At 59.5% G+C, this 24071-nt stretch carries 21 protein-coding genes; 7 read left to right on the forward strand and 14 right to left on the reverse strand.

Features of this window, described 5'->3' with window-relative positions:
- Nucleotides 1-15: 15 nt before the first annotated feature.
- The 3 genes from ftsA to lpxC all read left to right on the forward strand — a co-directional run bounded on the left by ftsA (nucleotide 16) and on the right by lpxC (nucleotide 3560).
- The gene (gene ftsA, locus KGB18_RS18070) at nucleotides 16-1275 is read left to right on the forward strand and encodes a cell division protein FtsA (protein WP_007904319.1); all 1260 of its coding nucleotides are present in this window, start codon (nucleotides 16-18) and stop codon (nucleotides 1273-1275) included.
- Between the two features lie 67 nt (nucleotides 1276-1342).
- Nucleotides 1343-2536: a cell division protein FtsZ gene (gene ftsZ / locus KGB18_RS18075; RefSeq protein ID WP_007904318.1), complete on the forward strand. Its 1194-nt coding sequence runs from the start codon at nucleotides 1343-1345 to the stop codon at nucleotides 2534-2536.
- Nucleotides 2537-2648: 112 nt separating this feature from the next.
- Complete coding sequence (lpxC, locus tag KGB18_RS18080; protein WP_007939852.1) at nucleotides 2649-3560, forward strand: UDP-3-O-acyl-N-acetylglucosamine deacetylase; 912 nt, start codon at nucleotides 2649-2651, stop codon at nucleotides 3558-3560.
- A 207-nt stretch (nucleotides 3561-3767) separates the two neighbouring features.
- Here lpxC and KGB18_RS18085 read toward each other — a convergent pair whose 3' ends face one another.
- From KGB18_RS18085 to KGB18_RS18110, 6 genes are all read right to left on the reverse strand, one after another.
- Nucleotides 3768-5261 carry a sensor domain-containing diguanylate cyclase gene (locus KGB18_RS18085; RefSeq protein WP_123719470.1) on the reverse strand — a complete coding sequence of 498 codons (1494 nt, stop codon included), beginning with the start codon at nucleotides 5259-5261 and terminating at the stop codon, nucleotides 3768-3770.
- Between the two features lie 309 nt (nucleotides 5262-5570).
- Nucleotides 5571-5795: a hypothetical protein gene (locus KGB18_RS18090; RefSeq protein WP_223570310.1), complete on the reverse strand. Its 225-nt coding sequence runs from the start codon at nucleotides 5793-5795 to the stop codon at nucleotides 5571-5573.
- Nucleotides 5796-6083: 288 nt separating this feature from the next.
- On the reverse strand, nucleotides 6084-7466 hold the full coding sequence (locus KGB18_RS18095) for a heavy metal sensor histidine kinase (RefSeq protein WP_223570311.1): 1383 nt from the start codon (nucleotides 7464-7466) through the stop codon (nucleotides 6084-6086).
- Nucleotides 7456-8133 carry a heavy metal response regulator transcription factor gene (locus KGB18_RS18100; protein ID WP_123719467.1) on the reverse strand — a complete coding sequence of 226 codons (678 nt, stop codon included), beginning with the start codon at nucleotides 8131-8133 and terminating at the stop codon, nucleotides 7456-7458. The genes KGB18_RS18095 and KGB18_RS18100 overlap by 11 nt, the downstream gene beginning before the upstream one ends.
- A gap of 9 nt (nucleotides 8134-8142) precedes the next feature.
- Nucleotides 8143-11256: a multidrug efflux RND transporter permease subunit gene (locus KGB18_RS18105; RefSeq protein ID WP_223570312.1), complete on the reverse strand. Its 3114-nt coding sequence runs from the start codon at nucleotides 11254-11256 to the stop codon at nucleotides 8143-8145.
- A complete protein-coding gene (locus tag KGB18_RS18110; protein ID WP_223570313.1) occupies nucleotides 11253-12413 on the reverse strand; it encodes an efflux RND transporter periplasmic adaptor subunit in 1161 nt (386 codons plus the stop codon). The genes KGB18_RS18105 and KGB18_RS18110 overlap by 4 nt, the downstream gene beginning before the upstream one ends.
- 592 nt (nucleotides 12414-13005) lie before the next feature.
- Between KGB18_RS18110 and KGB18_RS18115 the strand changes: the two genes are divergently transcribed.
- Nucleotides 13006-13368: a DUF6124 family protein gene (locus tag KGB18_RS18115; RefSeq protein ID WP_201062269.1), complete on the forward strand. Its 363-nt coding sequence runs from the start codon at nucleotides 13006-13008 to the stop codon at nucleotides 13366-13368.
- Between the two features lie 369 nt (nucleotides 13369-13737).
- Nucleotides 13738-13995: a hypothetical protein gene (locus KGB18_RS18120; RefSeq protein ID WP_007905458.1), complete on the forward strand. Its 258-nt coding sequence runs from the start codon at nucleotides 13738-13740 to the stop codon at nucleotides 13993-13995.
- A 155-nt stretch (nucleotides 13996-14150) separates the two neighbouring features.
- Here KGB18_RS18120 and KGB18_RS18125 read toward each other — a convergent pair whose 3' ends face one another.
- From KGB18_RS18125 to norR, 5 genes are all read right to left on the reverse strand, one after another.
- The gene (locus KGB18_RS18125; protein ID WP_201087481.1) at nucleotides 14151-14900 is read right to left on the reverse strand and encodes a YkgJ family cysteine cluster protein; all 750 of its coding nucleotides are present in this window, start codon (nucleotides 14898-14900) and stop codon (nucleotides 14151-14153) included.
- A gap of 83 nt (nucleotides 14901-14983) precedes the next feature.
- Nucleotides 14984-15310 carry a hypothetical protein gene (locus KGB18_RS18130; RefSeq protein WP_123719462.1) on the reverse strand — a complete coding sequence of 109 codons (327 nt, stop codon included), beginning with the start codon at nucleotides 15308-15310 and terminating at the stop codon, nucleotides 14984-14986.
- Nucleotides 15311-15458: 148 nt separating this feature from the next.
- Nucleotides 15459-15917, reverse strand: a complete 459-nt coding sequence (locus KGB18_RS18135) for a GNAT family N-acetyltransferase (RefSeq protein ID WP_123719461.1) — start codon at nucleotides 15915-15917, stop codon at nucleotides 15459-15461.
- A 27-nt stretch (nucleotides 15918-15944) separates the two neighbouring features.
- A complete protein-coding gene (locus KGB18_RS18140) occupies nucleotides 15945-16847 on the reverse strand; it encodes a chemotaxis protein CheV (RefSeq protein ID WP_007905472.1) in 903 nt (300 codons plus the stop codon).
- Nucleotides 16848-17049: 202 nt separating this feature from the next.
- The gene (gene norR / locus KGB18_RS18145; protein WP_201062266.1) at nucleotides 17050-18603 is read right to left on the reverse strand and encodes a nitric oxide reductase transcriptional regulator NorR; all 1554 of its coding nucleotides are present in this window, start codon (nucleotides 18601-18603) and stop codon (nucleotides 17050-17052) included.
- Between the two features lie 147 nt (nucleotides 18604-18750).
- Between norR and hmpA the strand changes: the two genes are divergently transcribed.
- Together hmpA and KGB18_RS18155 are read left to right on the forward strand one after the other, a co-directional pair.
- The gene (hmpA, locus tag KGB18_RS18150; RefSeq protein WP_201062265.1) at nucleotides 18751-19932 is read left to right on the forward strand and encodes an NO-inducible flavohemoprotein; all 1182 of its coding nucleotides are present in this window, start codon (nucleotides 18751-18753) and stop codon (nucleotides 19930-19932) included.
- 234 nt (nucleotides 19933-20166) lie between these two features.
- A complete protein-coding gene (locus tag KGB18_RS18155; RefSeq protein ID WP_201062264.1) occupies nucleotides 20167-20943 on the forward strand; it encodes an ABC transporter substrate-binding protein in 777 nt (258 codons plus the stop codon).
- A gap of 124 nt (nucleotides 20944-21067) precedes the next feature.
- Here KGB18_RS18155 and KGB18_RS18160 read toward each other — a convergent pair whose 3' ends face one another.
- The 3 genes from KGB18_RS18160 to KGB18_RS18170 all read right to left on the reverse strand — a co-directional run bounded on the left by KGB18_RS18160 (nucleotide 21068) and on the right by KGB18_RS18170 (nucleotide 24036).
- Nucleotides 21068-21709 carry a transcriptional regulator gene (locus KGB18_RS18160; protein ID WP_038981650.1) on the reverse strand — a complete coding sequence of 214 codons (642 nt, stop codon included), beginning with the start codon at nucleotides 21707-21709 and terminating at the stop codon, nucleotides 21068-21070.
- A 99-nt stretch (nucleotides 21710-21808) separates the two neighbouring features.
- Entirely contained in the window at nucleotides 21809-22936 is a 1128-nt protein-coding gene (locus KGB18_RS18165; protein WP_123719457.1) for an NAD(P)/FAD-dependent oxidoreductase, read from the reverse strand.
- A gap of 152 nt (nucleotides 22937-23088) precedes the next feature.
- Nucleotides 23089-24036 (reverse strand): ornithine cyclodeaminase family protein, encoded by a 948-nt coding sequence (locus tag KGB18_RS18170; RefSeq protein WP_223570314.1) that lies wholly within the window; start codon nucleotides 24034-24036, stop codon nucleotides 23089-23091.
- Nucleotides 24037-24071 lie beyond the last annotated feature (35 nt).

The following is a 24071-nucleotide window of genomic DNA, read 5'->3' on the forward strand; positions in this document are numbered from 1 at the left end:
GAAGAGGCAGGACCCATGGCAAACGTGCAAAGCGGCAAAATGATCGTCGGTCTCGATATCGGCACCTCCAAGGTGGTGGCGCTGGTCGGCGAGGTCTCGGACGACGGCACGCTCGAAATCGTCGGGATCGGTACTCATCCGTCCCGCGGCCTGAAAAAAGGCGTGGTGGTGAACATCGAGTCCACCGTCCAGTCGATCCAGCGCGCGATCGAAGAAGCGCAGCTGATGGCCGGTTGCCGAATCCACTCGGCGTTTGTCGGCGTGGCCGGCAATCACATCCGCAGCCTGAACTCCCACGGCATCGTGGCGATTCGTGATCGCGAAGTCAGCTCCGCCGACCTTGAGCGCGTTCTCGACGCCGCCCAGGCTGTGGCGATTCCGGCTGACCAGCGCGTGCTGCACACCCTGCCGCAGGATTACGTGATCGATAACCAGGAAGGCGTTCGTGAGCCGCTGGGCATGTCCGGCGTGCGTCTGGAAGCCAAGGTTCACGTGGTCACCTGCGCCGTCAACGCCGCACAGAACATTGAAAAATGCGTGCGCCGCTGCGGTCTGGAAATCGACGACATCATTCTCGAGCAGTTGGCCTCGGCCTACTCGGTTCTGACCGACGACGAGAAAGAGCTGGGCGTGTGCCTGGTGGACATCGGCGGCGGCACCACCGACATCGCGATCTTCACCGAAGGTGCGATCCGTCACACCGCGGTGATCCCGATTGCGGGCGATCAGGTGACCAACGACATCGCCATGGCGCTGCGCACCCCGACCCAGTACGCCGAAGAAATCAAGATTCGCTACGCCTGCGCCCTGGCCAAACTGGCCGGTGCCGGTGAAACCATCAAGGTGCCGAGCGTCGGCGACCGTCCACCGCGCGAGTTGTCCCGTCAGGCCCTGGCCGAAGTGGTCGAGCCGCGTTACGACGAGCTGTTCACCCTGATCCAGGCTGAACTGCGCCGCAGTGGCTACGAAGACCTGATCCCGGCCGGCATCGTGCTGACCGGCGGTACCTCGAAGATGGAAGGCGCGGTCGAACTGGCCGAAGAGATCTTCCACATGCCGGTTCGCCTGGGCGTGCCGCATGGCGTCAAGGGCCTGGACGACGTGGTCCGCAACCCGATTTATTCCACCGGCGTTGGCCTGTTGATGTACGGCCTGCAGAAGCAGTCCGACGGGATTTCGTTCTCGGGCATCGGCAGCCGCGACAGCTACAGCAATGACGAACCGAAAGTCGCCTTGCTCGATCGCTTCAAGAGCTGGGTACAAGGCAATTTCTAAAGCTTTACCGCAACACCGCTTCAAACAGCAGTAGGCGAAAAAACTAGAGAATGTAAGGAGAGGGAAAATGTTCGAACTCGTAGACAACATCCCCGCAAGCCCGGTAATTAAAGTTATCGGTGTTGGCGGTGGCGGCGGCAACGCTGTCAATCACATGGTCAAGAGCAACATTGAAGGCGTTGAATTCATCTGCGCCAACACTGATGCCCAAGCGCTGAAAAGCATCGGCGCGCGGACCATCCTGCAACTGGGTACCGGCGTGACCAAAGGCCTGGGCGCCGGCGCCAACCCTGAAGTAGGTCGTCAGGCCGCTCTCGAAGACCGTGAGCGCATTGCCGAAGTCCTGCAGGGCACCAATATGGTGTTCATCACAACCGGCATGGGCGGTGGTACCGGTACCGGTGCTGCGCCGATCATTGCCGAAGTGGCCAAGGAAATGGGGATCCTCACCGTTGCGGTGGTGACCCGTCCTTTCCCGTTCGAAGGTCGCAAGCGTATGCAGATCGCCGACGAAGGTATTCGTCTGCTGTCTGAAAGCGTCGACTCGTTGATCACCATTCCCAACGAGAAGCTGCTGACCATCCTCGGTAAAGACGCAAGCCTGCTGTCGGCTTTCGCCAAGGCCGACGATGTACTGGCCGGTGCCGTTCGCGGTATCTCCGACATCATCAAGCGTCCGGGCATGATCAACGTCGACTTTGCCGACGTGCGTACCGTGATGAGCGAAATGGGCATGGCGATGATGGGCACTGGCTGCGCCAGCGGTCCGAACCGTGCACGTGAGGCCACCGAAGCGGCCATTCGCAACCCGTTGCTCGAAGACGTGAACCTGCAAGGCGCACGCGGCATCCTGGTGAACATCACCGCCGGTCCTGACCTGTCCCTGGGTGAGTACTCCGACGTGGGTAGCATCATCGAAGCCTTCGCTTCCGAGCACGCAATGGTCAAGGTCGGTACCGTTATCGATCCGGACATGCGCGACGAGCTGCACGTGACTGTTGTTGCCACTGGTTTAGGCGCTAAAATCGAGAAGCCTGTGAAGGTCATCGACAATACCGTTCACACCTCGATGGCTTCCCAGCCACAACAACAAGCCCCTGTTCGTCAAGAACAGCCTGCGGTGAACTACCGTGACCTGGATCGTCCGACCGTCATGCGCAACCAGGCTCAGGCCGGTGCTGCGACTGCCGCGAAGATGAACCCGCAAGATGACCTGGACTACCTGGACATCCCGGCTTTCCTGCGTCGTCAGGCCGATTGATGAAATGTATCAGGGGTATTAGGGTGATTGGTGTTCAGCAAAGGTCTGGTCTGCTATCATCGCCAGCCTTTGTTGATACCAGTTCGCAATTTGCGCTGAAGCGGCCCATGCCATGATAAAACAACGCACCCTGAAGAATATTATCCGTGCCACAGGTGTCGGCCTGCACTCCGGGGAGAAGGTCTATCTGACCCTCAAGCCAGCGCCCGTCGACACCGGCATTGTGTTTTGTCGTGCTGACCTCGACCCTGTGGTGCAGATTCCTGCCCGCGCGGAAAACGTTGGCGAAACCACTATGTCGACCACGCTTGTTAACGGTGACGTCAAAGTGGACACGGTGGAGCACCTGCTCTCGGCCATGGCTGGCCTGGGCATCGATAACGCCTACGTCGAGCTCTCCGCGTCCGAAGTCCCGATCATGGATGGTAGCGCTGGACCCTTCGTATTCCTGATTCAATCGGCCGGCCTGGAAGAACAGGACGCCGCCAAGAAGTTCATCCGGATCTTGCGGGAAGTGACAGTGGAAGACGGCGACAAGCGCGCCACTTTCGTCCCTTTCGAAGGTTTCAAAGTGAGCTTCGAGATCGATTTCGATCACCCGGTTTTCCGTGACCGCACACAAAGTGCAAGCGTGGATTTTTCCAGCACTTCGTTCGTAAAAGAAGTCAGCCGCGCCCGTACCTTTGGTTTCATGAGTGATATCGAGTACCTGCGCAAGCACAACCTCGCACTCGGCGGCAGCGTTGAAAACGCTATTGTGGTCGACGCGGATGGTGTACTGAACGAAGACGGCCTTCGCTATGAAGACGAATTCGTGAAGCACAAGATCCTCGATGCAATTGGTGATCTCTACCTACTGGGCAATAGCCTGATTGGTGAGTTCAAGGGCTTCAAGTCCGGACATGCATTGAACAACCAGCTGCTGCGCAAGTTGATTGAGCAGACAGATGCTTGGGAAGTCGTGACTTTCGAAGACGCCAGCACTGCACCGATCTCTTACATGCGTCCTGTTGCGGCCGTGTAAGCAAAAAAACCTCTCTAGTTTTTAAAGGCTACCTTCGGGTGGCCTTTTTTTATGGCTTCGGGAAAGTGGTGTGGTGTCTGTTATGACCCCATCGCGGGCAAGCCCGCTCCCACAGGTTGTGCGGTTGACGCGGATTCGGGCACGACGCACAACCTGTGGGAGCCGGGCTTGCCCGCGATAGGGCCAGTCGTCACAACGCAAATTTCACTACGTAGCAACCACCCGATTGCGCCCATTTTCCTTGGCCTGATACAGCGCCTTGTCCGCCGCAAACAGCAACTGCTCCAGGCTGATATCGGCCGCCGTCGTCCAGGTACTGATACCAATACTGACAGTAATCGGCGACGTATCGCCCCCCACCAACGGCAACTGCTCCACCGCTGCGCGGACGTTGTCGGCAATCTGTTGTGCGCCGGCGCTGTCGGTTTCGGCCAGGATCACCGAAAACTCCTCGCCACCGTAACGGGCGACCAGATCCGCCGGCCGTCGAACATGAGTGCCGATCACCTTGGCCACCCAGCGCAAGGCATCGTCGCCGCCCTGGTGGCCATGGCGATCATTGAACGCCTTGAAGTGATCGACATCGATCATCAGCAACGACAATGGCAGGCCGGAACGTTGGGCGCGAAACCATTCATGGCGCAGGGCCTGATCCAGGCTTCGACGGTTGGCCAGACCGGTCAGGGGATCGGTGGCGGCCAGTTGCGCCAATTCCTGCTCGGCACTTTGGCGCCGACGCAATTCCCGGCAGAGCAACCAGGTCAGCCACAACAGGCTCACGCAGAGGGCAATGGTCGCAAAGCTGACCACCACCGCAGTGCGCTTCCAGGCCGCAAAGACCTCTTCGCTCGAGAGCGCAACGATGACGATCAACGGCAAGTTCCCGACCTTGGAGAAGGTGTACAAACGCTTGGCCTGGTATCGATCGGACATGCTTGTGAAGCTGCCGTTGCCTTCTTTGACGATGCGCTGGAAATTGGGGCGGTTACTGAAGTTCTTGCCGATCAGCTCTTCGGCAAGGCGTGGTTGCTGAGCCAGAAGAGTCCCATCCTTGCTGATCAGATTGACCGTGCTATCACGACCGATGTTCAAGCTGTTGAACAACTGATCGAAGTAACTCAACCGCATGGCAGCTTCGGCCACGCCCAGGAACTCACCCTGGGAGCCGTTCACCCGGCGGCTGAAACTGATCCGCCAATCCTGTTCGGGCGACCTGGCTCTGAAGGGGGGACTGATGAACATGCCCGGGTCCGGGTTATTCACGTGGGACTGGAAGTATTCGCGATCGGCATAGTTGCCCTGCATGGGCTCCACTGAGGCCGAGTCGGCGATCACGTCGCCCTTGTTGTCGAGCAACAAAATGTTGCCCTTGTACGGCGCGGCAGTGGCGCGGTCGAAATAGGCCAGATGGCGAACGGCTGGAGAAACGCTCTTGAGGTCTTCTCGCTGGGAGGCAGCGATCAAACCCAGCAGGGACACATCATAGAGTTCGACATTGCGCAGCACGTCGGCATCGATCAATTGCACGATATTGTTGGCGGCGCGAGCAGCGGACAATTCGGCATTGGCGCGTTCACGGATCAGCAGAAAGGTCACGATGCTGAGTATCGCAATCACCAACAACAAACTACCGAGAACCAGAAGCCGCTCCGATCGTGTCGAACGGATCGGATGTTGAGATTTCGCACTGCTCACACTCATGGTTCTGACTTCTGCAAATAAGGCGTTATGAAAGTTCTTTTACAAGAATCGGGCAGAGTCCCAGAAACCGGTCGCGTCCAGAGCGCCTATATAAATGCCGGATAAAAAAAAGGCCAGCAAAACATGCTGGCCTTTTGCTAATTGAAGCTTAGAAGACATTCATCGGGTCGTCGACAATTACCGAAAACCGACGGAGCAGGTTCAACACCACAACAAAAAAAAGCCGCTGATAGCAGCGGCTTTGAAAACAACTTTTCAAAGGGAAGAGCCGATGAAAAGTGTCGAGGGAAATAGGGCGATACGTAAGGATCAGCTGTCTTTCTCAACCTGTGGCAGGGCTTGAGTACTCGACGCTTGAGGGATTTGCGCAGCTTCCTGGGTCTTGGCCGTCAGTTCGCTTTGAAACTGTTCGTAAGCCTTGGTTCGCACCGCGTTTTGCGCGACGAATGTCTGCGACTCTTCAGCCATGGCGAACGGAGACAGAAACAAGGAAGACAAAACAAAAGCGCTGGCAATACCCATACTGCTGGACATCTTTAAACCCTTCTTGCTTGGCAAGTGCTGTTTGATGGGGCAACGATAAGGGGCTTGGGCGAGGGGAAAAAGAGCGGGTTGCAGAAAGGACTGTTGCGCTTTAGGTAAGAGTGGTAGTGCGAAGAAGGACACCTGTGGCGAGGGGGCTTGTCGGAACGCCGCATCGCCCCGTTCGGCTGCGAAGCAGTCGTAAAACCGGCTTGCGCGGTGTGAATGATGTAACGCGGTTGGATGTTTTAAGGGCCGCTTCGCAGCCCAACGGGGGCAAGCCCCCTCGCCACAGAGGGATTAAACCGGGAGGTGAATCCCGAACGTATTCATCCCATGATCACTGCGCACAAACACATCCCCGCCATGCATCAGCGCAATCGCCTTGACGATTGCCAGTCCCAGACCGTGATTGTTGCCACTGTTGCCACTGTTGCCACTGTTGCTGCGCGATGCATCGACCCGGTAGAAGCGCTCGAACAATCGCGGCAGATGCTCATTGGCAATCGGCGATCCCGGGTTGGCGACGCCGATGCTGACCTGATGCTCTTCGACTTCGATCCGTACCTGAATCACTTGCCCGGGCTCGGTGTGCTGCACCGCGTTGCTCAGCAAGTTGATCAATGCCCGGCGCAGATGGGCGATCTCGATTCGTACCTGCGCATCGCCACTGACCTCGACCTGAACCTGCGCATCCTCAAGAATGAAATCCAGATATTCCAACGTGGTCGCCACTTCGTCGGCCAATGAGGTGGACGTCAGTTTAGTGGCCTTGCTGCCCTGGTCGGCGCTGGCGAGGAACAGCATGTCGTTGATGATCGAGCGCAGCCGCTCGAGTTCTTCGAGGTTCGATTGCAGCACTTCAAAATAGTGTTCGGCCGAACGCCCGCGTGTCAGCGCAACCTGGGTCTGGCCGATCAGGTTGGTCAGCGGCGAGCGCAGTTCATGGGCCACGTCGGCGTTGAACGATTCCAGCCGCGAGTAGGCCTGTTCGACCCGTTCCAGAGTAGCGTTGAACGAGCTGACAAACTGATTCAGTTCCGGTGGCAATGGTGACAATTGCAGTCGTCCGGACAACCTTGGTGGGGCCAGTCGCTGGGCTTCCTGCGACAACTTGATCAGCGGCTTGAGTCCGATCCGCGCCACCCAGTAACCGAGTAGCGAGGCCAGCAATACACCCACGATCGCCAGGCTGATCAGGGCGATCAGCAAGTGATGCTGCGTCTCGTAAAAGGTTTCGGTGTCGATGCCGATCATGAAGCGTAGCGGCGGGCGTTGGTCCTTGGCCGGCAACTCAGTGACCAGCACTTTCAGCGGGTACGGATGGTCGGGCAATTCCATGTCGCGCATACCCAACGGGCCTTGGGCGAAAGTGCGGATCGGCGCGTCGGGCTGGCCGTATTCATAACCGGGATTGCCACTGACTACCCAAAAGCGGATGCGCTTGTCTTCTTCGCTCAGCAGCTTGAGCTTGGCGTTGATCTTCACCCAATGCTCGGGCGTGCCATAACGGTTGAGCGCCGATTCGAGCACGCTGTAACGCGCATCGAGTTCGGCTTCGGGCAGCAGGCCCAGACCCTTGTCGACCTGTTGATACAGCGCACCGCCGATCAACAGGAACACTAGTAGTGCCACCAGCGTAAACATCCCGCTCAGGCGTAGCGCGATCGAATTACTGGACACCACGGCTCTCCAGCACATAACCCATGCCGCGAATGGTGTGCAGCAATTTCTCTTCGAACGGCCCGTCGAGTTTGGCCCGCAGGCGTTTGATCGCGACTTCGACCACGTTAGCGTCGCTGTCGAAATTGATGTCCCAGACCATCTCGGCGATGGCGGTTTTCGAGAGGATTTCCCCTTGTCGCCGCGCCAGTACGCTGAGCAACGAAAACTCCTTGGCGGTCAGGTCCAGGCGAGTGCCGGCGCGAGTGGCCTTGCGGCTGATCAAATCTATCCACAGGTCGGCGATGCTCACCTGCACCGGTTCGTGGCCACCGCTGCGACGGGTCAGCGCTTGCAGACGCGCCACCAGTTCGAGGAAGGAAAACGGTTTGCCGAGGTAATCGTCGGCACCGTCGCGCAAGCCTTTGATGCGGTCTTCAACCCGCTCGCGGGCGGTGAGCATGATCACCGGCGTTTGTTTGCGTGCCCGCAGCGCACGCAATACACCGAAGCCGTCGAGGCCTGGCAGCATGACGTCGAGGACAATCACCGCGTAGTCGCTTTCCAGCGCCAGGTGCAGGCCTTCGACACCATCGCCAGCCACGTCCACGGTGTAACCCTGTTCCGTCAGGCCGCGATGCAGATAGTCCGCGGTTTTTTCTTCGTCTTCGATAATCAGAACGCGCATGACCCCGCCTCAGTCTGTGGTCGCCAGCGCCGGTAGCGGTGCTGATGCTGGTGGGAGAGAGTGTCGATGGAACAGCCGCTCGAGCCACAAGTATATGACCGGCGTAGTGAACAGTGTCAGCGCCTGGCTCACCAGCAAACCGCCGACCACCGCGATGCCCAATGGCTGGCGCAGTTCGGCGCCGGTGCCGTAGCCGAGCATCAGCGGCAGGGCGCCGAGCAGGGCGGCGAGGGTGGTCATGATGATTGGCCGGAACCGCGTCATACACGCCTCATAGATCGCCTCTTCCGGCGGCAAGCCACGGTTGCGCTGGGCTTCCAGTGCGAAGTCGATCATCAGAATGCCGTTCTTCTTGACGATGCCGATCAGCAACACCAGCCCGATCAGCGCCATGATCGAAAAGTCCTGGCCGCAGATCCACAGCATGATCACCGCCCCGAGCCCCGCCGAGGGCAGGGTCGAGATGATCGTCAGCGGGTGCACGAAGCTTTCGTACAGAACGCCAAGAATGATGTACACCGCCACCAGCGCCGCCAGAATCAGCCACGGCTGGCTGGCCAGTGAACTCTGGAAGGCCTGGGCCGCGCCCTGGAAATTACCGCTGATGGCTACCGGCATGCCGATGTCGGTCTTGGCCTGATTGAGCATGATCACCGCATCACCCAACGCGACGCCGGGCGCCAAGTTGAACGACAGGTTGGCCGCCGGGAACATCCCGTCGTGAGCGATAGACAACGGGCCGATAGTTGGCGCATCGAATTTCGCCAGGGCCGACAGCGGCACCATTTCCCCGCTCAGCGGCGAGCGCAGGTAGAAATAGTTGAGGCTTTCGGCTTTGCCGCGCTGCTTGGTGTCCAGCTCCAGAATCACGTTGTACTGGTTGGTCTGGGTCTGGAATTCGTTGATCTGGCGCTGGCCGAAGGCGTCGTACAACGCTTCATCAACATCGCTGGCGGTCAGGCCGAAACGCGCCGCAGCACTACGGTCGATGCTGATGTGGGTGATGCTGCCGCCCAGTTGCAGGTCATTGGAAATGTCGCGGAACGCCGGGTTGCTGCGCAGTTTTTCCGTCAGGCGCTGGGTCCAGGTGCTCAGGAGTGCCCCGTCGTTGCTCTTGAGCACGTATTGGTACTGAGCACGGCTCGGGCCGGAGCTGAGGTTGATGTCTTGCCCGGCGCGCAGGTACAGCACGATGCCCGGGACTTTCATCAGTTGCGGGCGAATCCGGTCGATGAATTGACTGGCGGACACATCGCGGTCGCCACGTTTTTTCAGCGAAATCCAGAACCGTCCGTTGGCGATGGTCTGGTTGCTGCCCGAAACACCGACCGAGTGGGAGAACGTCTCGACGGCAGGATCGGCGGCGACGATTTCGGCCATCGCCAAGTGTTTTTTCACCATGTCGCCGTAGGAAATGTCCGCAGCAGCTTCGGTGGTGCCGAGGACAAAACCGGTATCTTGCACCGGGAAGAAGCCTTTGGGGATGAAGATGTAACCGGCGATGGCCAACCCCAGCGACAGACCGAACACACCAATCGTCAACTTTTGATGGGCGAGGGCGCGGCGCAGGCCTTTCTCATACAGCGCCAGCAAGCGTTCGCCGAAACCCGGTTTGCCGTGGGCGTGATGTACCGGCGCGCGCATGAATAGCGCGGCCAGGGTCGGCGCCAGCGTCAGGGACACCACCACGGAAATCATGATGGTCGAGGTGGCCGTCAACGCGAATTCCTTGAACAGCCGCCCGACCACGCCACCCATGAACAGCAGCGGAATGAACGCCGCCACCAGCGAGAAACTGATGGAAACCACGGTAAAGCCGATCTCGCCGGCGCCCTTGATCGCCGCCTCACGCATGCCGTCGCCGGCCTCCAGATGGCGGTGAATGTTTTCCACCACCACAATCGCATCGTCCACCACAAACCCGACGGACACCACGATCGCCACCAGCGTCAGGTTATTCAGGCTGAAGCCCATGATGTACATCAGCGCAAAACTGGCGATCAGCGACACACCGAGCACCGACGCCACGATCAGGGTCGCCGACAACTGCCGCAGGAACAGCGCCATCACCGCCACCACCAGCAGGATCGCGATCAGCAGGGTGACTTCCACTTCATGCAGCGAAGCGCGGATGGTCTGGGTGCGGTCGATCAACACCTTGACCTGCACCGAGGCCGGCAGCATGGCCTCCAGCGTCGGCAGGGCCGCTTGAATACGGTCGACGGTCTCGACGATGTTGGCCCCCGGTTGGCGGAAAATCACCAGGTTCACCCCCGGCTGACCATCGGCCCAGGCCTGAATGTAGGCGTCTTCCGAACCGTTGACGACTTTGGCTACATCCTTGAGATGAACCGGTGCGCCGTCCTTGTAGGAAACAATCAGCTGACCGTATTCCTGGGGGTGGAACAATTGGTCGTTGGTGGACAAGGTCGAAATGCTCGACTCGCCATACAACGCACCCTTGGCCAGGTTGAGGCTGGTCTGGTGGATCGCCAGGCGAATGTCCGCCAGCGTCAGGCCAATGGCGGCGAGTTTGTCCGCCGAGGCCTGCACGCGGATCGCCGGACGTTGCTGACCGGTGATGTTGATATTGCCCACGCCGTCGATCTGGCTGATCTGACGGGCGAGCAGGGTTTCCACCAGGTCACTGACCTCGGTGCCGGGCATTTGCGGCGAGTTGATGCTGAGGATCAGCACCGGACTGTCGGCCGGGTTGACCTTCCTCCAGTTCGGCAGGTTCGGCATGTCTTTGGGCAGCTTGCCGGCGGCGGTGTTGATCGCGGCCTGGACTTCCTGCGCGGCTGTATCGATGCTTTTGTCGAGGGTGAATTGCAGGGTCAGGATGGTCGAGCCCAGGGCGCTGCTCGAGGTCATCTGGGTCACGCCGGGGATGGCGCTGAATTGCACTTCAAGCGGCGTGGCCACCGACGAGGCCATGGTTTCGGGATTGGCGCCAGGCAGTTGCGCGGCCACCTGGATGGTCGGGAATTCCGCTTCCGGCAGTGGCGCAATCGACAGCCGTGGAAAGGCGATCACCCCCAGCAGTACCAGGGCAAAGGTCAGCAGGGCCGTCGCCACCGGATGATCGATGCACCACGCGGAAATCGAGCCATGGCCCTTCATGGTTTCGGCTCCGATTGCACCACTTGCGGCGGGTCGGTCACTACCTGCACGGTCGAACCCGGTTTGAGCCGCGACTGGCCGTCGCTGACCAGCACATCGCCCGGTTTCACGCCTTTGATGATGTCCTGCCCGCTGCTTTGATAAACCATCTGCACCTGAACGGCTTCGACTTTGTCGCCGTTGACCCGGTAGACGAAATGTTGATCGAGGCCACGTTGTACGACGGTGGGCGGCACCACCAGCGCATTTTTATCCAACGCTGTCTGAATCTTTACCGTAACCAGCAGGCCCGGCCAGAGTTTCTGTGCGGGGTTAGCGAACTCGGCCTTGGCGCGGATGGTCCCGGTGTTGGCGTTGATTTGGTTGTCGATCAGGGTCAGATGACCTTCGCCCAGCAGGTTGCCGGTTTCGCCGTCTGTGTCGGCCCCGATGTAAGCCTTGACCGGCGTGTGCTGTGGATCGTTGATCAGGCCTTGCAGGGTCGGCAGCATTTGTTGCGGCAGGGAAAACTCCACGGCGATCGGGTCGATCTGGGTCACTGTGAACAAGCCTTGAGTGTCAGTCATGCGCAGGAAGTTGCCTTCATCCACTGTGCGAATACCGACGCGACCGGTGACCGGGGAGCGAATCTGTGTGTAGGAAAGCTGCACCAGAGCGGCGTCGATCGATGCCTGATTGCCTTGCGCGGTGGCTTTGAGTTGGTTGACCAGCGCTTGTTGCTGGTCGTAGGTCTGCTTGGACACGCCGTCGTCGACGCTCAGCAGTTTGTAGCGTTTGAGGTTGACCTGTGCCACTTGCAGTTGCGCCTGGCTTTCGCCGAGTTGGGCGCGAGCCTGATCGAGGCTGGCGCGGATCGAGCGGTCATCGATGGTAGCCAGCAGATCACCTTTGTTCACCAGTTGGCCTTCCTTGACCAGCAGCTTGGTGAGGATGCCGTCGATCTGCGGACGCACGACCACGCTGTGCAACGACAGCACCGAGCCGATGCCGCTGATGTAGCGGGGCACGTCTTTTTCGGCGACGCTGACCACTCGCACGGGGATGGCGGTGGAGGTGGCCAGTTTGGTCGTGGCGGGTTTGGCGACGTACCACACGCCCAGCGCTGCCAGGGTGATCAGAAGGGCGGCGAACAGGGCGGTTTTTTTCTGAGTTCGCATGCGAGCGGGGCGCCGGGCAGAGTGGTCGGAATTTTGTCAGGTTTATACCTTCCTTTATAAACCTGTTAGCCCGTCAGGAGAGTGACTGGTAACTGACGGCGCTGTCAGTTTGGACCTCTTTGGAGGGATGCTGATTCCCGTGATCAAAAGCGGCAGGTGGGGTAATGAGTGGTGAGGGGCTGGTGCACACCGCTCCACTGTGGGAGCGGGCTTGCCCGCGAAGGCGGCCCGGCAGCCGACCAATCTATCGCGGGTGTACACAACTCCACGTAGGAGCTGCCGAAGGCTGCGATCTTTTGACGTTGATTTTCAAGATCAAAAGATCGCAGCCTCGTTTCACTCGACAGCTCCTACAGCAATGAGTGTCAGACGTGGGATTGGTGGGTGAGTGCTGTTTTTGAATGTTTAATCGATGTGTCGGAACGCAGATCTTTCCCACGCATTTTTCAGGTTGTCCGTCGGAAGCAGGCTCTTTAGTCTTTGGCTGTCGCTGCACATTCAGCGACCGGGCGTGAGATCCCCGAAACGAGTAGGCGAAAGCCTCACGACCATAACGGCAAGTGATGGCTCCAATTGAGATTAGGAGCTACAAATGGAAAACGATAATTCTGATTCGAAATTCAACAAAGCCAACCCCGACACCCTGTGCACTGAAGAATTACTCAAAGACCGCGAAGCCATAAAGCGCGCCCTCGACTACTACCTCGATCCCCCGGCGCAATACACCGAAAAGCCCCGTCGCCCCAGCACCATGTTCATGGTCGCCCCGGGTGCCGGCACCGAAAGCCTGCTGGCCCACGCCTACGAATCGTTGGCCTCAGCGAGTGTCCTGGCCACCGATTTCGCCAACAATCTGATCGGCCCGCAGCGCCATACGGCGTTGGCGATCCAGCAGGTCATCATGCTGGCAGAGCTGGCGGTGAATCGGGCGCTGGATAACGTCGATCCGGCGTAGACCGCGTTATCGTTCATCGCGAGCAGGCTCGCTCCCACAGGATGTGTGTCATACACAGATTTTGTATATGACCACTGCCCCCTGTGGGAGGCTTGCCCGCGATGACGGCGGCACATCCAACATCCCTGTGACTGACACACCGCTATCGCGGGCAAGCCCGCTCCCACAGGATTTGTGTCATACATAGATTTTGTATATGACCGCTGTCCCTGTGGGAGCGGGCTTGCCCGCGATGGCGGCAGGTCGGTCAGCACAAAACCCGACGGACTCGCTTGCGGCGTGAAGCTTGCGGCCCCCGACACAGGTATACTGCCGCCTTTCGCGGCTCGCCTACCGGGCCCGACTCTTTGAGCATCACCCGGAGCTTTCATGACTTCCCCGACACAACCGCCGGTTGCCGACGCTTTGAGCGACGACCAGGCAGACCTGCCAGACAGCGTCGACTCCAGCGCAGACAGCGAAACCAAAGCGGCGATTCCAGCGTTCAAATTTCCGTTCAAGCCGGGTGAATTGGCCGCGGCGAAGAATGCCAGCCAGCCTTGGTACAAGAACGGCGCCAAGAATGGTCACACCAAGACTCCGGGTGCAGCGCCTCCTGGCACTCGTCGTTCGATGGGTAAACGCTGAGTTTTTGCCTCTGCGGTGCCTGATCTATCGTCATCGCGAGCAGTCTCGCTCCCACATTTGATCTTCATGAGACACAGATATTGTGTACGACGAAATCCACTGTGGGAGCGAGCCTGCTCGCGATGAGGCCATTACATACAGCACACACCTCGGGCTCAGGCCACCCTCAACGAAATAAACGCATAGTTCACTGGCGCTTCAGTCGCCACCTGCGCCCCGGCTGCCAGCACTTGCCCGGCAATATCATCGCCTGACACATGAAAGACCCATTCACCGCCCGATCCCGCCAACGGCTGTTGCGCCACCTGATCAATGACCATGGCAAACGCTGTCATGTCCGGCAGATAAGCAGTAAATCCATCGCCCTTCAACGCTGTCGTCCGAATCCCCAATAACGCGCAAATCGCATCCTTGGTCTGAATCTCATCACGATCCGCCTGACGCGAGCGCTGAATCAATCCTGCCAGTTCCTGATCCACCAGCTCACCCCCAATGATCAAATCCGGCCCTGTTTCCCAGGACTCGGGCGGGCATTCTTTGATCGCCGGGTTGAGCGGGATGTGCGGATTGATTTCCATCGGGTAGATGCGGCACACCAACGGTCGGCGTTCGTAGATGCGGCAGAGGTTGTCTTCGTCAAGATTCCGGCAGCGACCGACGTTATAGGCGGCGAAGGTGATCGCCACATGTGCCTCGCAGGCGCCGCTTCGAACTACCACCGAACGGCGTTCGGCGTGTTCGCGTTGCTGCGTGGGCAGGCCCAGGCCATTGGCGAGGAAGGCCTCCACCAGCACGATCACCTGACCGCCATCGGCCGCCCACATCCGGGCTTCGGCCAGTGTCAGGGGCACGTGGTGGTCGTTGCAGCATTTGCCACAACCTATGCAGGAAAACGTTGTATTCATCGAACGGCCAGTCACCTGTGGGGGCATGAAATGGCGACAAAAAGCCACCGCAAAGGCCTGTGCCGAAGCAAGTTATGCGCCATTCACTGCGCTTTTGCTGTTGGGCGGATGGAGTCCCATTCGGTCACGTAGGCGGTTTTGCTTTTCTTGTTGTAGAGGCACAGCTCGGTGCCTTGCTGGCCTTTCATGTGTTTTTGCGGGTACTGGCCTTGCAGCAGGAGCGCGGTATAACCGACCCGGTCATCGAATTGCGCGGCGTTGCCGACGGGTTTGACGTTCTTCAGGCCGCTGGTTTTGGTGCAACTGGCGAGCACGGCTTTGTCGTAGGCGGCCCAGGCGTCGGGGCTGGAGGCGTGGGCTTGGGTGGCGAGGGCGGTGAGGCAGAGGAAGGTCAGGGTGGTGGCTTTCATGGTTTGGGCATCCTTGGCGTGTAGTGGCCGAGGTCGGAGTATGCCTGATGGTTTTGGATTGGTTATGCGGGCCTCTTCGCGGGCAAGCCACGCTCCCACGGGGATCACCTAAATCCTGTGGGAGTGAGGCTTGCCCGCGAAGGCGGTGTCAGGTTGGAACCGGTTCCCGGCGGACCACATACATCCCGGCACTTTCATACAAACGCTGGGCCCGAAGGTTGTTTTCCAGCACCTTCAGATCCACAAAGCCTTCGCGGCGTTGCCGAAACACGTTGAATGCATTAAGCAGCAGCGCACGACCAAGTCCGAGGCCTTGAGCGCGCGGGTGCACCACCAGACTCTTGATGTAAGCGCTGGTCCAGCACTGGGCGACGCCGACGATTCCTTCGGCATCCAGGGCAATAAAGCACAGGGACGGATCGTATTCAGGATCGGTTTCGAAGCGCCGTTGCCAGACTTCCAGCGCCGGTACCCGACCGCTACCTTCCCGATAACCGAGTTCCATCAAGTGATGAACGGCTTCGGCGAGTTCGGGACGGTACTCGGTCAACTCAATGCCATTTGGCCAAGTGAAAGGCGGCACATCCTCAGCGAGGTTGCGCCGCATCAGAAAACAAAAAACCTCAGCCAAAACTCAGTGACCTTGTTCGGCGACGGCCCTGGCCGCCGCGATCAGGCATTTGGTCAGCTCCGGTGAGGAGAATTTGGTCAGCACCGCGTTGGCCCCGGCCAGTCGAGCCTTCTCGCTGTTCATCGCGCTGTCCAGCGACGTATGCAGCAACACATAGAGGTGCGAGAAGTCCGGCGTTTCGCGCAATGTGCGGGTGAGGGCATAGCCGTCCATTTCCGACATTTCGATGTCCGAGACGATCAGGTTGATCTGCTGGGCGGTGCCTTGCAGGTCCAGCAGGCAGTCGATGGCTTCCTTGGCGCTGCGAGCAGTGTGGCATTGCAGGCCGAGGTTGCGCAGGGTGTGCACCGATTGTTGCAGGGCGACCTGGCTGTCATCGACCACCAGAATCCGCGCGTTGCCGAGTACTTCGGCGTCTTCCATGCTCAGTTCGGTCGGGGCCGTTTCGATCTGCGCCGGAGCGATGCCGTGGATGACCTTTTCGATGTCCAGCACTTGCACCAGCGTGCCGTCGACCGACGTCACGCCGGTGATGTACGAGCGCACGCCGCCGGAGCCGAAGGGTGGTGGACGGATGTCGGTGGTCAGGCAATGGACGATCTTGCTCACCGCTTGAACGTGCAGGCCCTGCTTGGAGCGGCTGACGTCGGTGACGATCAGGCAGCCACCGTTCGGGTCTTCCAGCGGTCGCTCGCCGATGGCGCGGCTCAGGTCGATTACCGACAGCGATGCCCCGCGCAGGGTGGCGATGCCTTTGACGTGAGGGTGCGACTCCGGCAGCTTGGTCAGCGGCGGGCAGGGGATGATTTCGCTGACTTTCAGCAGGTTGATCGCCATCAGCTTGCCGCTGCGCAAGGTAAACAGCAGAAGCGAAAGTGAATCTGCGCGGGCTTTGTTGGAGGACATAAAAACCTTCTGTGGAAAAAGGTGATGGGCGATTGTGAAGATCGCCAACAGCTATCGATGCCGGGTTATCGACTTGTTGGGGGCAGGCTTTAGTGCCAATGAATGTTGGGTAGATCAAAAGATCGCAGCCTCGCTTCGCTCGACAGCTCCTACAAGGGATTGGCGTAAACCTGTAGGAGCTGCCGAAGGCTGCGATCTTGGCTTATTTCATGCCAAGCCGCTTGGCCATCCGTCCAAGGTTCGCCCGATCCAGACCCAACTCCCGCGCCGCGCTGGCCCAGTTGTTCTGGTGCCGTTCCAGGCATGCGCTGATCAGTTGGCGCTGATAATGCTCGGTGGCCTCACGCAAATCCCCTGCAATTAATGCAACCGCCGGCGCAGCAACCGCCGGTTCTGGCGCGGGTTCAACGCTGCCATTGGGCAAGTCCAGATCCGCCGCGCTCAAGCTGAGAATCTTCGGCCGTTGCTTGCAGTTACCCAACGCCTTCAGCGCACTGCGACCAATCAAATGCTCCAGCTCCCGCACGTTCCCTGGCCAGTCATACGCCAATAGCGCCGCTTGCGCATCGCTGGTCAGGCGCAGGCTGTTGAGGCCCATTCGTGAGCGGTTTTGTTCCAGGAAGTAGCCGCTGAGCAGCAGCACATCCCGACCGCGATCGCGCAGTGCGGGCACCAGCAACGGGTAAACGCTCAGGCGATGATAGAAGTCGGCACGGTAGCGACCGCTGCGCACTTCTTCGGCCAGGTCGCGGTTGGTCGCTGCGATCAATCGCACGTCGACCTGATGCTCCTTGTCCGACCCCAAGCGCTGCAATTGCCCGCTCTGCAGCACCCTCAATAATTTGGCTTGCACCGTCAGCGACAGTTCGCCGACTTCATCGAGAAACAGCGTGCCGCCATTGGCCAGTTCGAACTTGCCGCGCCGATCATTCGTTGCGCCGGTGAAAGCACCGCGCACATGGCCGAACAATTCGCTCTCCACCAGCGTGTCTGGCAGGGCGGCGCAATTGAGGCTGATGATCGGTTTGTCGGCCCGTGGGGATGCCGCGTGGATGGCCTGGGCCACCAGCTCTTTACCGACTCCGGTTTCGCCGGTGATCAGCACCGTCAGGTCGCTGCCGCCCACCAGGCTGATCTCTTCCACCAGTCGTTTGTAAGTCTTGCTCTGGCCGATCATTTCGCGGTTCTGTTGGCCGCTGGCCTGACGGTAAACCTCGGCGCGCTGATGTTCGTCCTCGACGCGATTGGCCAGCCGCTCAATGCGCTCGGCGGCGTTGACCGTGGCGGCGGCGAGGCTGGCGAAGGCTTGCAGGGCGTCCAGTTCGATCGGTTCGAAACGCTCAGGGTCGAGCGCGTCGAGGGTCAGCAAACCCCATGGGCGCTCGTCTATAAACAGCGGGCAGCCCATGCAGTCGTGGACTTCCAGGTGATCGTGCAGGCCATCGATCAAGCCGTCATAAGGATCGGGCAAATCGCTGTCGGCGGCGAAGCGAGTCGGGCCGGGACTGCTGAGCAACGCTTCGAAGCGCGGATGTTCACTGATCTTGAAACGTCGACCGAGGGTGTCAGTGCTCAACCCGTCCACGGCCAGCGGCACCAACCATTCGCCATCGAGTCGCAGCAGGGCCGCAGCGTCGCAAGGGAGCAGGGCGCGCATGGCTTCGAGCAGGCGTCGGTAGCGTTCGCCTTCAGGCAATTCGCGGGACAGGTCGGAGACCAGGGGCAGCAGGGTCGTGAGCAGTAATTTTGCAGTCATAATGACTCCGTGTAGTCGGTGTGACTATAAAGCGTCGCGTGTCGATATGACTACTATGTTATTAACTATATGATTTATAAGGATTTAACTGTTGGCATGGAAACTGATACGTAAAGGCTATTCATATAAAGCCCAGGGGTTGCTCTTATGCTTAGCGTTCAAGACCGTGCCATCGTCAAGTCCACCGTGCCGTTGCTGGAAAGCGGCGGCGAAGCGTTGATCACTCACTTCTACCGCATGATGCTCTCCGAATACCCGGAAGTCCGCCCGCTGTTCAACCAGGCACACCAAGCCAGCGGCGATCAGCCTCGCGCCTTGGCCAACGGTGTATTGATGTATGCGCGGCACATCGACCAGCTCGATCAGTTGGGCGACCTGGTGGCCAAGATCATCAACAAGCACGTGGCACTGCAAATCCTCCCGGAACATTACCCGATTGTGGGTAGCTGCCTGTTGCGAGCGATCTCCGAAGTGCTCGGCGAAGAGATTGCCACGCCTGAAGTGATGAGTGCCTGGGGCGCGGCCTACGGTCAATTGGCCGAGATCCTGATCGGCGCCGAAGCCAGCATCTACGACCAAAAAGCGCAGGCGCCGGGCGGCTGGCGTGGCGCGCGGGAGTTCATCGTGGCGGCCAAGGTCGAGGAGAGCGCGGAAATCACCTCGTTCTACTTCGAACCGGCGGACAAGGGCCCGATTCTCGCGGCAGAGCCTGGCCAGTACATCGGCATGAAACTGATCCTCGATGGCGAAGAAATTCGACGTAACTATTCGCTGTCGGCGCTGGCCAACAAGGGCCAGTACCGCATCAGCGTCAAGCGCGAAACCGGCGGCCGCGCTTCCAACCATTTGCACGATCAACTGCACGTCGGCGCGAGCATCATGCTGTTCCCGCCAGCGGGCGATTTCACCCTGACCGCCAGCGACAAACCGCTGGTGCTGATCAGTGGCGGCGTCGGCATCACCCCGACGCTGGCGATGCTCGAAGCGGCGCTGGCGACCGAGCGGCCGGTGCACTTTATCCACTGCGCGCGCAACGGTAGCGTGCATGCTTTCCGTGACTGGATCGATGGCCTGGCCGAGCGTCATCCGCAGCTCAAGCGTTTTTATTGCTACGCCGAAGACGATGGCGTCAGCCCGGCGGCGGACAAGGTTGGCCTGTTGAGCCAGGCGCAACTTGGCGAGTGGTTGCCGGAAGAGCGCGATGTGGATGCCTACTTCCTGGGGCCTAAAGGCTTCATGGCGGCGATCAAGCGTCACCTCAAGGCTTTGGGTGTGCCAGAGAAGCAGAGCCGTTACGAGTTCTTCGGGCCGGCTGCCGCGCTGGAATAACTGTCTGGGCGGTTCCTGAGGGCCGGGTCGGTGTTTCGCTTGTTTTGCGAAGCACCGACCCGGCCTTTTTTGCATTTGGCTAGCACCCGACCAGAGGCCGGGTATAAGGCTGTCTGCCCGATTGACGGATAATACGTAAAAGTCCAGTATGGAATTATAAGTACAAAAAAGTGCTTCCCCTGTTTCAGCTTCTTCTGTCTTGCCAAACCAACAACAACCCGCGAGAGAACGAATATGAAGAAATTCCCCCTCATCACCGGTCTGGCCCTGAGCCTGTTGGCGTGCAGTAGCTTGTTCGCCGCCGAGAAAAACCTGCGCATCGGCATCGAAGCGGCTTATCCGCCGTTCGCGTCCAAAACCCAAGAAGGCAAAATAGTCGGTTTCGACTACGACATCGGCAATGCCCTGTGCGCGCAGATGAAGGTCAAGTGTGAGTGGGTCGAAGGCGAGTTCGACGGTCTGATTCCTTCCCTGAAAGTGAAGAAAATCGATATGGCGCTATCGTCCATGACCATCAACGAAGACCGCAAGAAATCGGTGGATTTCACTCACAAGTATTACTTCACCTCATCGCGTCTGGTGATGAAAGACGGCGCAGTGGTGGATGACCAGTACGCCAGCCTCAAGGGCAAGAATGTCGGCGTGCAGCGCGCAACCACCACCGACCGTTACGCCACCGAGGTTTTCGAACCCAAGGGCATCAACGTCAAGCGCTACGGTAACAACGAAGAGATCTACATGGATCTGGCCGCAGGTCGTCTCGATGCGATTTTTGCCGACACCATCCCGTTGAGTGACTTCCTGTCGATGCCTCGTGGCGCCGGTTACGCGTTTGTCGGGCCGGAACTCAAGGATCCGAAATACGTGGGCGAGGGCGCCGGGATTGCCGTGCGCAAGGGCAACACGCAGTTGGTGGCGGATCTGAACAAGGCGATCGACGAGATTCGCGCCAATGGCGAGTATCAGAAGATTTCGCAGAAGTATTTCAAGTCGGATATCTACGGTGACTGATTGATCGCCATCGCGGGCAAGCCCGCTCCCACAGGTTCTGCGGTGTACTCATGTTTTGTGCACGACACGGACACTGTGGGAGCGGGCTTGCCTGCGATGAGGCCGGAACATTCACTACAAATCTTTAGCCCTTCAATTCCTTCAAATGCTTGTACACCGTCGCTCGCCCCATGTTCAGCACATTGGCCACATAGTTGGAGGCGCTTTTGCCTTTGAAGGCGCCTTCGGCGTGCAGCGCCAGCACCAGTTCGCGTTTGTGGTCGCGGGTCAGCACGTTCAGGCTCAACTGACGCTCGCGCAGCCAGGCGTGCAGAAAGGTGTTGATCCGTTCCTGCCAGTCATCGCGAAACAGTGAGTCCGGTTGCGGGATCAGCTTGGTCGGCGACAGGAACAAATCCAGCGCCGCTTTCGCGTTCTCGAACAGCGAGATATTCAGGTTGATGCACAGCACCGCCAGCGGACGACCCTCGCTGTCGCGCAGCACACTGCTGAGGCTGCGAATCTTCTGGCCGTCCCAGTTGAGCTTTTCGTACGGCCCGATGTTTCGTTCGCTGACCTCTTCGCTGAGCATGTCTTCCAGCGAGGAGTCGTCGCCGATTTCCCGTTTGGACAGGTTGTTGGCGATGTAATCGACCTTTTGCGTGCGCAGGTCGTGCAGCACCACCTCGGCATGAGGGAAGAACAACGTGGCGATCGCATCGGCAATCGCGCGGAAGTTGTCCATGGACGTAGCGTCCAGGGCCGAGTCTTTTTCAGGTGCGTTCATACAGTGGAACTCCAGGCAGCGTCAGCGCCCGTTAAAAAAGGGGGCGCTGGAAGTTTGCCGCAATCGTGTGGACACGTCACCTGAGAGGCAGGATCAGGATCAGCTCAGGCGGGCGGGGGAGAGCATCTCGGCGTCCAGGCCGAAACGGGTGAGCTGCTCGGGCAAGGCTTCACCGCGTACCAGTGCAGCGCTGGCCTGGCCCATGGCCGGCGACGTCTGGATGCCGTAGCCGCCTTGCGCCGCGACCCAGAACAGCCCCGGCACCTGCTGATCGAAGCCGGACAGCAAATCCCCGTCGCGCACAAAACTGCGCAGACCGGCCCAAGTGCGGGTCGGGCGGCGGATGGTCAGGGTGGTGGCTTCTTCGATCTGGTAAATGCCCATGGCGATGTCCAGCTCTTCGGGCTGCACGTCGTGCGGTTCTACCGGGTCGGCGTTGGCCGGTGAGCCGAGGAACATGCCGGCGTCAGGCTTCATGTAGAAGGATTCATCGAGGCTGACCAGCATTGGCCAGTCATGGATATCCAGGCCCTCGGGGCCGGCAAAGATAAAGGCTGCCCGGCGCTTGGGTTGCAAGCCCAGCGGTTGGGCGCCGGCCAGCTCGCCAATCTTGTCGGCCCAGGCACCGGCGGCGTTGATGATGATCGGGGCGCTGAAGGTCTGAGTGTTGGTTTGAACCTGCCATTGCCCTTCGACATCACGGCTCAGGCTCAACACTTCGCTGTCGGTATGAACCTCACCTTTATTGCGTCGGATACCGCGCAGATAGCCCTGATGCAGAGCATCGGTATCGATGTCGCTGGCGGTCGGATCGTAGATCGCGCCATGGACTTTTTCCCGACGCAGGATTGGTAGGCGCGCACAGGCTTCGTCGGCGCTGAGCCATTGCATTTCCGGCACCGTGGCTTTGGCGCTCAGGTATTGATTGCTCAGCTCGGCCGGATCGCCGGTGAAGTCGACGGTCATCTCGCCGCGCGGGGTCAGCAGCGGGTGTTCGCAGAAACCGGGCGGCGGTGCGTCGAAGAAGTCGCGGCTGGCCTGAGTCAATGCCCGAACCTGCGGTGTGCCATAGGCGGCGGTGAACAGCGCCGCCGAGCGTCCGGTGGAGTGATAGGCCGGATGGGATTCGCGTTCGAGCACAATCACCCGCCCGTGCTGCGACAGCCAGAAACCGGTGGAAGCGCCGGCAATCCCGCCGCCGATGATGATGAAATCTGCCTGGCTCATGAACGTCTCCTGTGGGGGCGCAAATGCCGAAATTGTGGAGTTCCCCTGTAGGAGCTGACGAGTGAAACGAGGCTGCGATCTTTTGACTTTGCTTTTTAAAGGCAAGATCAAAAGATCGCAGCCTTCGGCAGCTCCTACAGGGGTTTGTGGTGTTAGCGCTGTAGTTGGTAAAGGGCATTGGCCAGTGCGATGTCTTCCAGGCCCAGGCCGATGGAGCGGAAGAACACCGTGCGATCGTATTCGGGGCGCTGGACTTTTTCGCTGAGCAAGTCGGGCAGGTCGCCGACAATCGAACGCTTGTCCCAGCCATGCTGCTCTCCGGCGATCAGCATTTCACCGGCCGAACCCGGAGTGGTCTGACGATAGTCACAGAACACCTGCATGTCATTGAGGCTCTGCGGCGGCACTTCGTGGGCGCGTGGGGCGTTGGTGCTGATGGAGGTGATCAGCGCCGGTTTGCTTAAGTTCGACGGGTCGATCACCGGACCGGCAGACGAAGTGCAGAGCATGATCACGTCGGCATCCTGAATCGCAGCTTCGCAACTGTCGGCGAGGGTCAGCCGTGGATCGAGGCTTTTGAGCTGTGCCAACGCTTCGGGATTCTTGTCGCTCAGGCTCGGTGAGTAGAGGCTGATGCTTTGCCAGTCTCGCAGGTCCTTGACGTAGTGCAGGTGCGCCTGGGCCACCTTGCCGCTGCCGATGATCGCCAGGCGCTGGGCCTTCAGCGGCGCGAGGGCATCGACCGCCACCGCCGTCGTCGCGGCGGTGCGTGCGGTGGTCAGTTCACCGGCATCGCAGAGCAGCAGCGGCTGGCCGGTCTGCATCGACATCAGCAGCGTCCAGGCGGTTACTAGCGGGCCTTGCTCGCGCACGATGTAAGGCGAGGTCTTGACGCCATATACCCCGTCTTCGCCCAGCACACCCAAGTAGTTGATGAAGTCCCCGGCACCCTGCGGGAATTCCACCAACTGTTGCGCCGGTTGCACGGCTTGCCCGGCGGCCAGGTCACGGAACAGCTTGCGCAGGATCTGCGGCACGTCAACTTGTGCCAGCAGTTCGCGGGCTTGAGATTGGGTGATCACGTAAGGCGTGCTGGGCATGGTCGGCTCCGGGCGCTGAAAGTAAACTAATTTGT

The organism is Pseudomonas sp. BF-R-26, assembly GCF_019947395.1.
GTDB lineage: Bacteria > Pseudomonadota > Gammaproteobacteria > Pseudomonadales > Pseudomonadaceae > Aquipseudomonas > Aquipseudomonas farris.

What these genes read in the sequence shown, in the direction of transcription:
- KGB18_RS18090 (WP_223570310.1), bottom strand. Translation starts at nt 5,795, where the DNA reads ATGTCCAGCAGTATGGGTATTGCCAGCGCTTTTGTTTTGTCTTCCTTG.
- KGB18_RS18170 (WP_223570314.1), bottom strand. Translation starts at nt 24,036, where the DNA reads ATGCCCAGCACGCCTTACGTGATCACCCAATCTCAAGCCCGCGAACTG.
- lpxC (WP_007939852.1), top strand. Translation starts at nt 2,649, where the DNA reads ATGATAAAACAACGCACCCTGAAGAATATTATCCGTGCCACAGGTGTC.
- KGB18_RS18165 (WP_123719457.1), bottom strand. Translation starts at nt 22,936, where the DNA reads ATGAGCCAGGCAGATTTCATCATCATCGGCGGCGGGATTGCCGGCGCT.
- ftsZ (WP_007904318.1), top strand. Translation starts at nt 1,343, where the DNA reads ATGTTCGAACTCGTAGACAACATCCCCGCAAGCCCGGTAATTAAAGTT.
- KGB18_RS18135 (WP_123719461.1), bottom strand. Translation starts at nt 15,917, where the DNA reads ATGCGGCGCAACCTCGCTGAGGATGTGCCGCCTTTCACTTGGCCAAAT.
- KGB18_RS18130 (WP_123719462.1), bottom strand. Translation starts at nt 15,310, where the DNA reads ATGAAAGCCACCACCCTGACCTTCCTCTGCCTCACCGCCCTCGCCACC.
- KGB18_RS18160 (WP_038981650.1), bottom strand. Translation starts at nt 21,709, where the DNA reads ATGAACGCACCTGAAAAAGACTCGGCCCTGGACGCTACGTCCATGGAC.
- KGB18_RS18115 (WP_201062269.1), top strand. Translation starts at nt 13,006, where the DNA reads ATGGAAAACGATAATTCTGATTCGAAATTCAACAAAGCCAACCCCGAC.
- hmpA (WP_201062265.1), top strand. Translation starts at nt 18,751, where the DNA reads ATGCTTAGCGTTCAAGACCGTGCCATCGTCAAGTCCACCGTGCCGTTG.
- ftsA (WP_007904319.1), top strand. Translation starts at nt 16, where the DNA reads ATGGCAAACGTGCAAAGCGGCAAAATGATCGTCGGTCTCGATATCGGC.
- norR (WP_201062266.1), bottom strand. Translation starts at nt 18,603, where the DNA reads ATGACTGCAAAATTACTGCTCACGACCCTGCTGCCCCTGGTCTCCGAC.
- KGB18_RS18155 (WP_201062264.1), top strand. Translation starts at nt 20,167, where the DNA reads ATGAAGAAATTCCCCCTCATCACCGGTCTGGCCCTGAGCCTGTTGGCG.
- KGB18_RS18100 (WP_123719467.1), bottom strand. Translation starts at nt 8,133, where the DNA reads ATGCGCGTTCTGATTATCGAAGACGAAGAAAAAACCGCGGACTATCTG.
- KGB18_RS18105 (WP_223570312.1), bottom strand. Translation starts at nt 11,256, where the DNA reads ATGAAGGGCCATGGCTCGATTTCCGCGTGGTGCATCGATCATCCGGTG.
- KGB18_RS18110 (WP_223570313.1), bottom strand. Translation starts at nt 12,413, where the DNA reads ATGCGAACTCAGAAAAAAACCGCCCTGTTCGCCGCCCTTCTGATCACC.
- KGB18_RS18085 (WP_123719470.1), bottom strand. Translation starts at nt 5,261, where the DNA reads ATGAGTGTGAGCAGTGCGAAATCTCAACATCCGATCCGTTCGACACGA.
- KGB18_RS18125 (WP_201087481.1), bottom strand. Translation starts at nt 14,900, where the DNA reads ATGAATACAACGTTTTCCTGCATAGGTTGTGGCAAATGCTGCAACGAC.
- KGB18_RS18120 (WP_007905458.1), top strand. Translation starts at nt 13,738, where the DNA reads ATGACTTCCCCGACACAACCGCCGGTTGCCGACGCTTTGAGCGACGAC.
- KGB18_RS18140 (WP_007905472.1), bottom strand. Translation starts at nt 16,847, where the DNA reads ATGTCCTCCAACAAAGCCCGCGCAGATTCACTTTCGCTTCTGCTGTTT.